Below are 11626 nucleotides of genomic sequence, written 5' to 3'. Positions count from 1 at the left end.
TCTGCCGCCGCACCGTGGCCCAGCGGGCCGGCGCGCGTTCCCGTCGTCCGCACCGGCCACGGGGACACCGGTGAGGCCCTGTTTCCTCACCGCTCACAGTCTCCCATCACCGCCGACCGCTGCCGGGGCCTTCGGCCGAGAAGATCGACCCTCGCGTCCGCGGTGGGCCGGTCCGCCTGCCGGTACGCATCCCGGGCTCCGGTCAGACGTCCCCGTACGCCTCGCCGCCCAGTTCCAGCCGGGCCTCGCCCGCTGTCGCGTCGGCCAGCCAGCCGCGGAACGACTCGACATCGGCGTCCGGCAGCCCGATCTCGATGACGACGGCCTCCGCGTAGCGGACCTCGCGGACACCGCGCCCGGTGGCCCGGAGATCGTTCTCCAGCTTGCCCGCACGCTGGTGGCCGACGGTGATCGTGGCGAGGCGGAACCGCTGCCGGGTGATGGTGCCGAGTTCGTCGAGGGCCTCCCCGACCACTCCCCCGTACGCCCGGATCAGTCCCCCGGCGCCGAGCTTCACACCGCCGTAGTAGCGGGTGACGACGGCGACGACGTATCTCATCTCACGGCGCGTCAGCATCTGCAGCATGGGGACACCCGCGGTGCCGCCGGGCTCGCCGTCGTCACTGGCCTTCTGTACCGAGGCGTCTGCGCCGATCACGTAGGCGAAGCAGTTGTGGGTGGCGGTCGGATGTTCCCTGCGGATGCGTGCGACGAAGTCCTGCGCCTCCTGCTCGGTCGCGGCGGGGGCGAGCGCGCAGATGAAGCGCGACCGGTTGATCTCGGTCTCGTGCACGCCCGCTCGGGCGACTGTCCGGTACTGCTCCTGCATCCGGCCAGCCTATGCCCCGGCCGGGAATGGTCCGGGGCCGCCGTCCGTTGTCCCGATCATGTACGCAGACGCAGAGACGATCCGCAGGATTCTCCGGGACACGGGTGAGACCTGGGCGGTGGTGGGGCTGTCCAACAACCGGTCGCGCGCCGCCTACGGTGTCGCCGAGGTGCTTCAGCGCCATGGCAAGCGCGTGGTGCCGGTGCACCCGAAGGCGGAGCGGGTCCACGGCGAGGACGGGTACGCCTCACTGACCGACATCCCCTTCCCGGTCGACGTGGTGGACGTCTTCGTCAACAGCGAACAGGCGGGCGCGGTGGCCGACGACGCGGTGGCGGCGGGCGCGAAGGCGGTCTGGTTCCAGCTCGGCGTGGTCGACACCGAGGCGTACCACCGCACCAGAGCGGCCGGCCTCGACATGGTCATGGACCGCTGCCCCGCGATCGAGCTCAATTCCGTGGGTTAGCTCACGCGAAAAGCCCCTGTCCTCCGGCGTACGGCGCGGAGGACGGGGCGGGGCCGACAGGCACGGCACGCCTGTCTCTCGGCCGAATGTGCGTGGTGTCACACGCGGCGTCCGGCTGGGAGAATGGGCGGCTGTGACTACTACGACTGCGCCGACGGTACTTCACAGCCGAACGGGTCTGGCCGGCCAGCTGTCCGAGTTGGGCGTGGAGCTCGGCGGCGTTCTCCTGGTGCATGCGTCGATGCGGGCCGTGGGACCGGTGAGCGGCGGGGTGCGGGCGGTGGTCGCCGCGGTTCGCGATGCCCTCGGCGCGCACGGCACGCTCGTCGTCCCGGCCTTCACCTCGGAGAACTCCGACACCTCCCGGCACTACCTCGACCGGGTACGCGGTCTCGGCGACCGGGCCCGGGAGGCGGTGCGGGCGAGCATGCCGCCGTTCGACCCGGCGACGTCGGCCGCGCCGTCGATGGGCCGCCTCGCGGAGTCCGTGCGGCTCGCCGAGGGGTCGGTGCGCAGCGGTCACCCCCAGACGTCCTTCGCCGCACTCGGGCCCCGGGCCCGGAAGCTGGTGGCGCATCACCTCCCCGACTGCCACCTCGGCGAGGACTCCCCACTGGCCCGCCTCTACGATCTGCGGGCCCAAGTCCTGATGCTTGGCACTGGTTTCGACACCTGCACCGCGTTCCATCTCGGCGAGTACCGCGTGCCCTCCCCGCCTCGTCGCAGCTATCGCTGCGTGGTGGCGGCCGGGGGCCGGCGCCGGTGGTGGGAGTACGAGGACGTCGCCCTGGACGACAGCGATTTCGCCGTGCTCGGGGCGGAGTTCGCCGGCCCGGACAACGGCGCGGCAGTACGCACCGGCCCGGTGGGTTCGTCGACGAGTCGGCTCTTCCGCTTCACCGACGCCGTCGACTTCGCGGTCCGTCGGCTTCCGTCGCTGCGGAAGGAGCGGGGATAGCCGCACGTCGCCCCCAACCGCCGCTGGGCAGAGGGCCGGTGCGCGAAAGGATCCGGGTCAGGCGGGGACGCCGAGCCCCTCCACGACCACCGCACCCGGCAGCGCCGCCAGGGCCTTGCCCGGGACGATCAGCTTGCCCCGCCGGCTTCCGCTGCCGATCAGCACCCATTCCTCGTCGACGACAGAGGGATCGATCAACAGCGGCCACGCGGCGGGGAGTCCGACCGGGGTGATTCCGCCGTACTCCATGCCGGTCTCCCCCACCGCGGTGTCCATCGGGGCGAAGGACGCCTTGCGGGCACCCAGGTACTTGCGGACGGCACCGTTCACATCGACGCGGGAGCGGGAGAGGACGAGGCAGGCCGCCAGCGTCACCTCACCACCGCGCTTGCCCGCCACGACGACGCAGTTGGCCGACCGGTCGAGCAGGTCCGCGCCGTGGTGCTCGGCGAAGACAGCCGTGTCGGCGATGGCCGGGTCGGTGTCGACATGGATGATCTGAGCGGCCTCGACACCACCCCAGCCTTCCGTGACCGCTGCGGCGACGGGTCCGGTGAGAAGCCCGAGGCGGTCGATCGCGGGTGAGGCGTTGTCGAAGGAACCGATGGGTGCGCGCATGCGGGAACGCTAACAGCGTCGGTGGGACGGTCGTCCGCCCGTCTCACCGCACGGGCGGGATGGAGACCGCCATGGTGATCTCGGCCGGTTCCGATCCGTCGTTGCGGTAGGCGTGCGGGTGGTGTGCCTCGAAGGAGGCGGACCCTCCCGCAGCCACGCGGTACGGGGTTCCGTCGACGACGAGGGTGAGCTCGCCCGCGGTGACGTGGAGCAGTTCGACGGTGCCCTCGGGATGCGGGTCGGAGGAGCTGCTGTCGCCCGGCATCAGGCGCCAGGACCAGAGTTCGAGCGGTCCCCTGGCTTCCGTGCCGACGAGCAGCATGGTGGAGCTGCCCGCTTCCGTGGACCACAGGCGGACCGCCTGGCTCGCGGGTACCAGCCGGACCGGTGAGCCCTGCTCGAAGTCGAGCAGTGTGGTGATGCTGACACCCAGCGCGTCGGCGAGCTTGACCGTGGTGCCGACGCTCGGGTTGGTGCGGGCCTGCTCGATCTGGATGATCATGCCGCGGCTGACCCCGGCACGGGCGGCGAGTGCGTCCAGAGTGAAGCCGCGTTCCCCCCGCCAGCGCTTGAGATTGCGCGCGAGCGACTGGGTGAGCTGATCGAGGTCAGACACGTTCCGTCCAAGATTCTGGATGCCGGGGTCAAAAATACCGCACAGCGATGTGGTGCCCCCAACCGTCCCTCGCACTGTACTGCGGGCGTACGAGGACAGCGCTGTTCGGCTCGTCGGCGAAGATCATCGCGGGGGAGACGGCCGGCGCGCGCCCTGGCGCCGCCCCGCTCAGGCGGCCGTCCTCCTCAGTCGCCGGGCGTATCCGGTGTCTCGGCCGGTTCCGCCAGGGCCAGCAGCTGCTCGGGCGTGACACCGGAGGGGATCGGCACGGGGGCGGGCGTACGCAGCGGCGGCTGCCAGCCCTTCTCCGGATCCCAGCTGCGTACGACACGGGCGGGAGCGCCGGCCACCACCGCGTGGTCGGGTACCTCGCCCCGCACCACCGCTCCCGCCGCGACCACCACGTTGCGCCCGAGCACGGCCCCGGGCAGGATCACGGCTCCGGTGCCGATCCAGCAGCCCGGCCCGATGGCGACCGGCTCCATGCGGGGCCACTGCCTGCCGATCGGCTCGTGCGGGTCGTCGTAGCTGTGGTTCGTGGACGTGATGTAGACGTACGGTCCGCAGTAGGTGTCCGAGCCGATGGCGACCTTGGTGTCGGCGACGACGTGGCTGCCGCGGCCGAGCACCACCCCGTCCCCCAGCGTCAGGATCGGCTCGGATCCGAGGTCCAGGTCGGGCATGAGCCCGGCCGTCAGCGTGACTTGTTCACCGATCACGCAGTGCGCTCCGAGTTCGATCCACGGCTCGCCGAAGACCGTGCCCTGCGGGAACGCCAGCCGGGTGCCCGTGCCGATCCGGCCGAAGCGCAGCCGCCCGGGGTGCTCCGCGGTGACCGCGCCCGTCTCCTGCACCCAGCGCCAGCCGCGGTGCACGGCCCGGGAGAGGGCGCGCCGCCGCCAGGCGGCGAGGGAAGAGAACGTGTTCCTGTTCTTGGGCACGGGCACACGGTAGTCGGCGGCGCGTCGCCGGATCACCGCGGCAACCTGTGATGTTCACCCCACTCGACCGGGCCCCGCCGCCCGTCGCATACCGTTCCTCGGGCGCGACGGGAGAGCGGCGACCGGGCTGCCGCGACGGGACGACCGCGCACACACAGCATCTCGGCACGGAGGAACGCGATGGCAGAGCAGGCGTTGATCACGGGAATGGGCGGCAAGGTGCCGGTCATCGACGCGGATGCCTTCACCGCGCCGACATCGGTCGTGATCGGTGAGGTCACCATGGCCGCGGGGTCGAGCGCGTGGTACCACGCCGTGCTTCGGGCCGACTGCGGCCCCATCGTCATCGGCGCCGACAGCAACATCCAGGACAACTGCAGCGTCCATGTCGATCCCGGGTTCCCCGTCACGGTCGGTGAGCGCGTCTCGGTCGGGCACAACGCCGTACTCCATGGCTGCACCATCGAGGACGACGTGCTGGTCGGCATGGGGTCCACCGTTCTCAACGGAGCCCGCATCGGCGCCGGTTCGCTGATCGCGGCGCAGGCGCTGGTCCCGCAGGGAATGCAGGTGCCTCCGGGCTCGCTCGTCGCGGGTGTCCCCGCCAGGGTCAAGCGGCAGCTGACCGAGGAGGAGTTGGAAGGCATCCGGTTCAACGCGGTGGGCTATGTGGAGCTCGCCAGAGCCCACCGTCAGGCACACCAGAGCTGAACGGAACGCGGCGGGGCCGAAGGGCGTGGTGGGCGACGGCGCAAGGTGCCCTGCCCCCACCGTCCGGGTCAGTCCGCGGCCGGTACGGTTCCCGCCTCCGGCGCGGAGGCCATCGCTCCCTGTGCCGCGGCCTTCTTGGCCCGGTTCTTCAGCACCAGCATCGAGGCCACGCCGATCAGCACCGCGATCACCAGGCCGAGGTAGGAGAACCGCTTGAGCCATGCCTCGGCGACGACACCCACCGAGTAGACCACGGCCGTGGTGCCGCCGGCCCAGACGATGCCGCCGAGCACGTTGGCGATGAGGAATTTCCAGTACGGCATGTGCAGGACGCCGGCCAGCGGCCCGGCGAAGATCCGGAGCAGGGCGACGAAGCGGCCGAAGAACACCGCCCACATGCCCCACTTCTGGAACGACCTCTCCGCCAGGCCGATCTGGCTCTCGCCGAAGTGCTTGGGGAACTTCCCGCCGAGCCAGGCCAGAAGCGGACGTCCGCCCTTGCGGCCGATGGCGTATCCGATCGAGTCACCGATGACCGCGCCCGCCGAGGCGCAGGCCCCGAGGATCCAGGGATTGATGCCGTCGTGTCCCGCGGCCATCAGCGCGGCACTGACCAGGACGATCTCGCCCGGCAGCGGAATTCCGAGGCTCTCCAGCCCGATGACGACGCCCACCAGGACGTACACGCTGACCGCGGGCACGGTCTCAAGCCACTCCTGGATGTGCAACGCCGGTTCCTTCCGTACTGATCCCGTTGCCCGCCGGTCAACTCCGCGGCGCACGGCGGGAATGCTACCTGCCCCGCCATGGGCCCGACCAGCGCGAAGGGGCGCCACGCCCCTCGTCGGGGTACGCGGCGCCCCTGCGGGCCGGCTCCGGGATCAGGCGTTCGGACGCAGCGTCCAGACGACCGTCATCTCACCCGTCACCGCACCGTCCGCACGCCGGATCTCGACGGCCACGGGAAACTCGGGCCGCTCGCCCCGGTCGAGTTCGGCGACGACATCGGCCACCGGGCGGCCGAGGGTCGCCGTCGCGACGACATCCCCCATGGCCAGCTTCTTGTAACCGATCTCGGCCTTCACCGCGAGTGGTACGGCACGCGACAACTGGTCGCCGAAAGCGGCGATGACGATCGCACCGCTCGCCGACTCCGCGAGCGTGAACATCGCACCTGCGTGGGGTCCACCGATGTGGTTGTGGTAGTCGGCCTGGTCCGGCAGACGGACCACCGCGCGCTCGGCGGTGGTCTCCAGGAACTCAAGATTGAGGGTCCGGGTCATCGGAACCGTCGCGGTGAGCATCTCACCGGCGGTCATCTGTTCAGCACTCATGACCGGATGTTACTCATGAGTAGAACGAGTTGGCCATCCCAGGAACCCCGTTACCCCGTGGACCGCCCGCGTCCTTCACCGTCCGCTCACGGGGGCGGCCGTGCGGACCGGACGCTGCCCCTCTATCGTTACTCGCCATGTGGCCAGGACAGCAGCCGCCCGGGGGCGAGCAGAACCCGCAGGACCAGAGTCAGAACCCGTACCAGCAGCCGGGGTACCAGCAGCCGAATCCCTATCAGCAGCCGGGATACCAGCAGCCGGGATATCCGCAGCAGGAACAACCCGGACAACAGCCGGGACATCCGCAGCAGGGCCAGCAGCCCGGCTACCCGCAGCCGAACCCGTACCAGCAGCCGACCGTGCCGCAGTACGCGGTTCCCGGTCCGCCCGGTGCACCGCAGCCCGGCGGCAACAAGAGGAAGACGACCGCCATCGCGATCGTCGCGGCGACCGCCGTCGTGGTGGCCGCCGTGGTCACTGGCGTCGTCGTACTGAACAAGGACGACAAGAAGGGCAAGGACGTCGCGGACGACAAGAACTCCTCGGCGCCCGCGAAACCGTCCGAGTCCGCGTCCACGTCCGAGGCGAACCCGCGCGGTACCGACGGGGACGCCAAGCCCCTGATCGCGGGCTGGAAGGTCGTCACCAACCCCAAGTGGGGCACCCAGTTCGACGTGCCCGGTGACTGGGAGGTCGGTACCCCCGGCACGTTCTCGTACTTCGAGGACGAGAAGAAGGGCGACGGCTCGCCGCTCATCGGATTCTCCGCCCCGTCGTACTTCCAGAAGAAGTGGTGCGTGGACGACTCCGACAAGGACGGCACCACGGAGGAGTCGAGCCTCGCCAGTGCCGGTACCAGGGGCGCCCAGGGCGCCACCGACGCCGCCAAGAACGCCCACAGCGAGGCCGGCACCTGGGCCTGGGCCGCCTACGCGCAGCACATGCCGGAGAGCACCATCAAGTTCACCGAGGCCAAGCAGTACACCACCAAGTCGGGCCTCACCGGCCAGGTCGTCACGGCCACCGCTCCGAATGTCACGAAGCGGAAGAAGTGCGACAGCGACGGCAAGACGATCGCCTTCACCTTCAAGAACAAGAAGGGCGAGTTCGCGTCCTGGGTGCTGTACGGAGCCGCGGGCGTCAAGGACGAGCTTCCTGACACGACCATCCAGAAGATCCTGAGCACCGTGCGGCTGGCGGACGTCGACTCGTCCTCCTGACCTTCTCCGGCTGCCGCCGGAAAAGAGTTGGCGGTGCGGGGCCCCGACGGCGATAGTCCCCTGGTGACCGACACCTCCGCCCCCGCATCCCCAGTACGCGGCCCCGGCCGCAACTACCGTCTGCTCACCGCCGCCGCGATCATCACGGGCCTCGGCACCCATGGCGCGTTGATCGCGGCGGCGTTCGCCGTTCTGCAGTCGGGAGGCGACGGCGGCGACGTCGGTCTGGTGGCCGCCGCGAGGACCGCGCCGCTGGTCGTCTTCCTGCTGATCGGCGGGGCGATCGCGGACCGGCTGCCGCGGCACCGCGTCATGGTCGCGGCCAACACCCTCAACTGCGTCTCGCAGGCCGGTTTCGCCTGGCTGGTCCTGGCCGGCGATCCGCAGCTGTGGCAGATGATGCTGCTCACCGCGTTGTGCGGGACCGGGCAGGCCTTCTTCAACCCCGCCGCCGAGGGCATGCTGATGTCGAGCGTCGGTCCGGAGCAGGCCAACCGCGCCTTCGCGCTCTTCCGGATGGCCACGCAGGGCGCGACGATCGGCGGTGCGGCGCTCGGCGGTGCCATGATCGCGGCGATGGATCCCGGCTGGGTGCTGGCCGTCGATGCCGCGGCCTTCGCGGTGGCGGGTGCGCTGCGTGCGTTCCTCGACGTCAGCCACATTCCGTCGCGCGCACCGGGAGGCGGTCTGCTCGCCGACCTCCGGGACGGCTGGCAGGAGTTCATCGGACGCCCCTGGCTGTGGAGCATCGTGGCGCAGTTCTCGGTGGTCGTCGCCGCGGTCGGGGCGGCTGAGTCGGTCTACGGGCCGCTGGTCGCCCGGGACGAGCTCGGCGGCGCCCGCCCCTGGGGCTTCGCGCTCGCCGCGTTCGGGGTGGGCACGCTGGGTGGGGCGCTCCTGATGCTGCGCTGGAAACCCCGGCGTCTGCTGCTGGCGGGAACGCTCTGCGTCTTCCCGCTCGCCCTGCCGTCGGCGGGACTCGCGGTGCCGTTGCCGGTCGCCTGGCTCTGCCTGGTGATGTTCGTCAGCGGCGTCGCCATCGAGGTGTTCGGGGTCTCGTGGATGACGGCCATGCATCAGGAGATCCCGGAGGAGAAACTGTCGCGCGTCTCCGCGTACGACTGGTTCGGTTCGGTGGCGATGATGCCGGTCGCCACCGCGGTCGCCGGCCCGGTGGAAGCGCTGGTGGGGCGCGGTGCGGCGCTGTGGGGCTGCGCGGCACTGATCGTGCTGGTCACCGGTGCCGTGCTGTTCGTACCCGAGGTACGCCGCCTGACCCGCGCCACCGCCACCACCGAGGTGGTGGCGGCCCCAGCGCGGACGTCGGACTCAGCCGATGCCGAAAGCTCCGTCGGGCGGCTCGGGTGAGGCGACCGCCTCACCGTCCCTGACCGGCCGGGCGGCGCCGACGAACCGGACCAGCGCGGGCCCCTGCTCGACCCTGGCGGGGAAGGCGTCGGCGGCGCAGCGGCGGGTCAGCGTCGCCGTGTCGACGGGGTTGCGGGACGCGAGGAGGACGACGTTGCCGAAGCGTCGGCCGCGCAGCACCGCCGGTTCGGCGATCAGGACCAGCTCCTCGAAGACGGCCGCGAAGGTGGCGAGTTGGGAACGGAGGAAGTCGAAGGGAGCGCCGTCCGCGAGGTTGGCGGCGTAGATTCCGCCGTCGCGCAGTGCCCGGCGCGCCGCCTGTGCGTACTCGACGGTGGTGAGGTGGGCGGGCACCCGCGAGCCCCCGAAGACATCCGCGATCAGCACGTCGACCGAGCCGGGAGGGGTCTGTTCCAGCCGACTGCGGGCGTCCGTGCCGTGCACGGTGATCCCGCTGTTGTCGGGGACCGGCAGGTGCTGGGCGACCAGGGCGAGGAGCCCGAGGTCGAACTCGGCCACGTCCTGACGGGAACCCGGCCTGGCCGCGGCGACATAGCGGGGCAGGGTGAGCGCCCCACCGCCGAGATGGAGCACGTCCAGCGGTGTGCCCGGTGCCGCGGCGCAGTCCACGACGTGGGCGAGCCGGCGCGCGTACTCGAATTCGAGATGTTCGGGCGCGTCGAGGTCGACGTACGACTGGGGCGCGCCGTCGACGGTGAGCAGCCAGGCCCTGTCGCGGTCCACGTCGGGGAGGAGTCTGGCGGTGCCCTGGTCCACGTTCCGGATGACGGGTATCGACTCGTTCACTCCCCCATTGTGGGGCGCTGGATCAGCTGCTCATGACCGCGGCGACGGCTTCGGTGTGCGCCGCCGACCGGGCGAGCCCGGCACGCGGCAGGGCCGGGACGCCCAGCCTCCCGCCGGTCAAGTCGTGCACGTCGGCGCGTTGGAGTTCCGGTCTCCCAGCCGCCGGCACCGAGGACCAGTGCTGTGGCGTTCCTACCGGCGGTCTCGCTCAGGGCACCGGGTCCGCCTCCCGTGGGGTACGGGGAGGCGGACCCGGTGCGGCATGGCTCAGAGCAGTCCGGTGACCGTGCCGGCGCCGACGGTACGGCCGCCCTCACGGATCGCGAAGCCGAGTCCGGTCTCCAGCGGGACGTCACGGCCCAGTTCGACGGTCAGGTCGACCGTGTCGCCGGGGCGCGCGACCGCCACCGCGCCGAGGTCGACGTCGCCGACGACGTCCGCGGTGCGGATGTAGAACTGCGGTCGGTAACCCGTGGTCACCGGGGTGGACCGGCCTCCCTCACGTGCCGACAGGATGTACACCTGCGCGGTGAAGCGGCGGCTGGGGACGACGCTGCCGGGCGCCGCGACCACGTGACCGCGTCGCACCAGGTCGCGCTCCACGCCGCGCAGCAGCAGGGCCACGTTGTCGCCGGCCTGTGCGGAGTCCATCGGCTTGCCGAAGGTCTCCAGACCGGTGACGACCGTCTCGATGTCCGGGCCGAGCACCGACACGCGGTCACCGACCCGGACGGAGCCGCGCTCGACGGCTCCGGTGACGACGGTGCCCCGGCCGGTGATGGTCAGGACGTTCTCCACCGGCAGCAGGAACGGTGCGTCGGTGTAGCGGACCGGCATGGGTACGTACGTGTCGACGGCGTCCAGCAGTGCCTCGACGGCCGCGGTCCACCGCGGGTCACCCTCCAGGGCCATCAGGCCCGACACCCGTACGACGGGGACGGAGTCACCGCCGTAGCCGTGCGCGGAGAGCAGCTCACGGACCTCCAGCTCGACCAGGTCGGTCAGTTCGGGGTCACCCGCGTCCGCCTTGTTGAGGGCGACGACGATGTGGTCGACACCCACCTGGCGGGCGAGCAGGACGTGCTCGGCGGTCTGCGGCATGATCCCGTCGAGCGCGGAGACGACGAGGATCGCCCCGTCGAGCTGAGCCGCACCGGTGACCATGTTCTTGATGTAGTCGGCGTGTCCGGGCATGTCGACGTGCGCGTAGTGACGGGTGTCGGTCTCGTACTCGACGTGCGCGATGTTGATGGTGATGCCGCGCCGGCTCTCCTCGGGCGCCCGGTCGATCCGGTCGAACGGGACGAACGTGCCGGTTCCGCGGTCGCTGAGGACCTTGGTGATGGCGGCGGTCAGGGTGGTCTTGCCGTGGTCGACGTGGCCCATGGTGCCGATGTTGAGGTGCGGCTTGGTGCGCACGTATGCCGTCTTGGGCATGGCTCATTCCTTGGAATTCGAAGCTGAGAGAGAAGACCCCAGGGCCCCGCCGACCCTCCCCTTGCGGGGTCCGCCGGACTGTCGGGGGAGGGTCAGCTTCGGGCGCCGCCGGTGGGTGCCGCGGCAGCGGTGAACGCTGCCGCTGCGACAACTGCCGTCGCGGTGACGGGGTTCGCGGCAGCCTTCGGCGCGTCCGCGACTGCGGACCGCGCTGCGAGGAAGGGGTACCGGAACATGGGTCCGATCATGGCTGACGGGCGCGGACGCGTCGAATGGTTTTCCGGCGGACACCGCGGGCCGGTCCGGGAGTTGGCGCCCCAC

At 71.0% G+C, this 11626-nt stretch carries 14 protein-coding genes; 5 read left to right on the top strand and 9 right to left on the bottom strand.

What is annotated here, in order from left to right; all coding sequences use genetic code 11:
- Positions 1-202 precede the first annotated feature (202 nt).
- Positions 203-829, bottom strand: a complete 627-nt coding sequence (locus ACFVUT_RS21490) for a YigZ family protein (protein WP_389658579.1) — start codon at positions 827-829, stop codon at positions 203-205.
- Between the two features lie 58 nt (positions 830-887).
- Between ACFVUT_RS21490 and ACFVUT_RS21485 the strand changes: the two genes are divergently transcribed.
- Positions 888-1295: a CoA-binding protein gene (locus ACFVUT_RS21485; RefSeq protein WP_389658576.1), complete on the top strand. Its 408-nt coding sequence runs from the start codon at positions 888-890 to the stop codon at positions 1293-1295.
- Between the two features lie 133 nt (positions 1296-1428).
- Entirely contained in the window at positions 1429-2253 is an 825-nt protein-coding gene (locus ACFVUT_RS21480; RefSeq protein ID WP_389658573.1) for an aminoglycoside N(3)-acetyltransferase, read from the top strand.
- Between the two features lie 57 nt (positions 2254-2310).
- On the opposite strand, the gene ACFVUT_RS21475 is transcribed toward ACFVUT_RS21480, so the two are convergent.
- From ACFVUT_RS21475 to ACFVUT_RS21465, 3 genes are all read right to left on the bottom strand, one after another.
- Positions 2311-2871 carry a YbaK/EbsC family protein gene (locus ACFVUT_RS21475; RefSeq protein ID WP_389658570.1) on the bottom strand — a complete coding sequence of 187 codons (561 nt, stop codon included), beginning with the start codon at positions 2869-2871 and terminating at the stop codon, positions 2311-2313.
- Between the two features lie 43 nt (positions 2872-2914).
- Positions 2915-3487 (bottom strand): helix-turn-helix domain-containing protein, encoded by a 573-nt coding sequence (locus tag ACFVUT_RS21470; protein WP_389658567.1) that lies wholly within the window; start codon positions 3485-3487, stop codon positions 2915-2917.
- A 185-nt stretch (positions 3488-3672) separates the two neighbouring features.
- Entirely contained in the window at positions 3673-4428 is a 756-nt protein-coding gene (locus ACFVUT_RS21465) for an acyltransferase (RefSeq protein WP_389658564.1), read from the bottom strand.
- Between the two features lie 180 nt (positions 4429-4608).
- Here ACFVUT_RS21465 and ACFVUT_RS21460 point away from each other — a divergent pair, with 180 nt between their 5' ends.
- The gene (locus ACFVUT_RS21460; protein ID WP_389658561.1) at positions 4609-5139 is read left to right on the top strand and encodes a gamma carbonic anhydrase family protein; all 531 of its coding nucleotides are present in this window, start codon (positions 4609-4611) and stop codon (positions 5137-5139) included.
- A gap of 68 nt (positions 5140-5207) precedes the next feature.
- Here the strand turns inward: ACFVUT_RS21460 and ACFVUT_RS21455 are convergent, their stop codons facing one another.
- Together ACFVUT_RS21455 and ACFVUT_RS21450 are read right to left on the bottom strand one after the other, a co-directional pair.
- Positions 5208-5867: a DedA family protein gene (locus tag ACFVUT_RS21455; RefSeq protein ID WP_389658558.1), complete on the bottom strand. Its 660-nt coding sequence runs from the start codon at positions 5865-5867 to the stop codon at positions 5208-5210.
- Positions 5868-6020: 153 nt separating this feature from the next.
- Positions 6021-6458 carry a DUF4442 domain-containing protein gene (locus ACFVUT_RS21450; protein WP_389658662.1) on the bottom strand — a complete coding sequence of 146 codons (438 nt, stop codon included), beginning with the start codon at positions 6456-6458 and terminating at the stop codon, positions 6021-6023.
- Positions 6459-6610: 152 nt separating this feature from the next.
- Between ACFVUT_RS21450 and ACFVUT_RS21445 the strand changes: the two genes are divergently transcribed.
- Together ACFVUT_RS21445 and ACFVUT_RS21440 are read left to right on the top strand one after the other, a co-directional pair.
- The gene (locus ACFVUT_RS21445; RefSeq protein WP_389658555.1) at positions 6611-7693 is read left to right on the top strand and encodes a hypothetical protein; all 1083 of its coding nucleotides are present in this window, start codon (positions 6611-6613) and stop codon (positions 7691-7693) included.
- 63 nt (positions 7694-7756) lie between these two features.
- Complete coding sequence (locus ACFVUT_RS21440) at positions 7757-9061, top strand: MFS transporter (RefSeq protein ID WP_389658552.1); 1305 nt, start codon at positions 7757-7759, stop codon at positions 9059-9061.
- Here ACFVUT_RS21440 and ACFVUT_RS21435 read toward each other — a convergent pair.
- The 3 genes from ACFVUT_RS21435 to ACFVUT_RS21425 all read right to left on the bottom strand — a co-directional run bounded on the left by ACFVUT_RS21435 (position 9023) and on the right by ACFVUT_RS21425 (position 11541).
- Positions 9023-9868, bottom strand: coding sequence for a spermidine synthase (locus tag ACFVUT_RS21435; RefSeq protein WP_389658549.1), 846 nt, complete (start codon positions 9866-9868; stop codon positions 9023-9025). The genes ACFVUT_RS21440 and ACFVUT_RS21435 overlap by 39 nt on opposite strands.
- 267 nt (positions 9869-10135) lie before the next feature.
- On the bottom strand, positions 10136-11305 hold the full coding sequence (gene tuf, locus ACFVUT_RS21430) for an elongation factor Tu (RefSeq protein ID WP_389658546.1): 1170 nt from the start codon (positions 11303-11305) through the stop codon (positions 10136-10138).
- 92 nt (positions 11306-11397) lie between these two features.
- On the bottom strand, positions 11398-11541 hold the full coding sequence (locus ACFVUT_RS21425) for a hypothetical protein (protein ID WP_389658543.1): 144 nt from the start codon (positions 11539-11541) through the stop codon (positions 11398-11400).
- Between the last annotated feature and the right edge of the window lie 85 nt (positions 11542-11626).

This window comes from Streptomyces sp. NPDC058051 (assembly GCF_042885475.1).
Classification (GTDB): Bacteria; Actinomycetota; Actinomycetes; order Streptomycetales; family Streptomycetaceae; genus Streptomyces.
The sequence above is the reverse complement of the archived record's forward strand: the minus strand, read 5'-3'. Positions and strand labels throughout refer to the sequence as shown.

What these genes read in the sequence shown, in the direction of transcription:
- ACFVUT_RS21490 (WP_389658579.1), bottom strand. Translation starts at nt 829, where the DNA reads ATGCAGGAGCAGTACCGGACAGTCGCCCGAGCGGGCGTGCACGAGACC.
- ACFVUT_RS21485 (WP_389658576.1), top strand. Translation starts at nt 888, where the DNA reads ATGTACGCAGACGCAGAGACGATCCGCAGGATTCTCCGGGACACGGGT.
- ACFVUT_RS21475 (WP_389658570.1), bottom strand. Translation starts at nt 2,871, where the DNA reads ATGCGCGCACCCATCGGTTCCTTCGACAACGCCTCACCCGCGATCGAC.
- ACFVUT_RS21460 (WP_389658561.1), top strand. Translation starts at nt 4,609, where the DNA reads ATGGCAGAGCAGGCGTTGATCACGGGAATGGGCGGCAAGGTGCCGGTC.
- ACFVUT_RS21450 (WP_389658662.1), bottom strand. Translation starts at nt 6,458, where the DNA reads ATGACCGCCGGTGAGATGCTCACCGCGACGGTTCCGATGACCCGGACC.
- ACFVUT_RS21445 (WP_389658555.1), top strand. Translation starts at nt 6,611, where the DNA reads ATGTGGCCAGGACAGCAGCCGCCCGGGGGCGAGCAGAACCCGCAGGAC.
- tuf (WP_389658546.1), bottom strand. Translation starts at nt 11,305, where the DNA reads ATGCCCAAGACGGCATACGTGCGCACCAAGCCGCACCTCAACATCGGC.
- ACFVUT_RS21425 (WP_389658543.1), bottom strand. Translation starts at nt 11,541, where the DNA reads ATGTTCCGGTACCCCTTCCTCGCAGCGCGGTCCGCAGTCGCGGACGCG.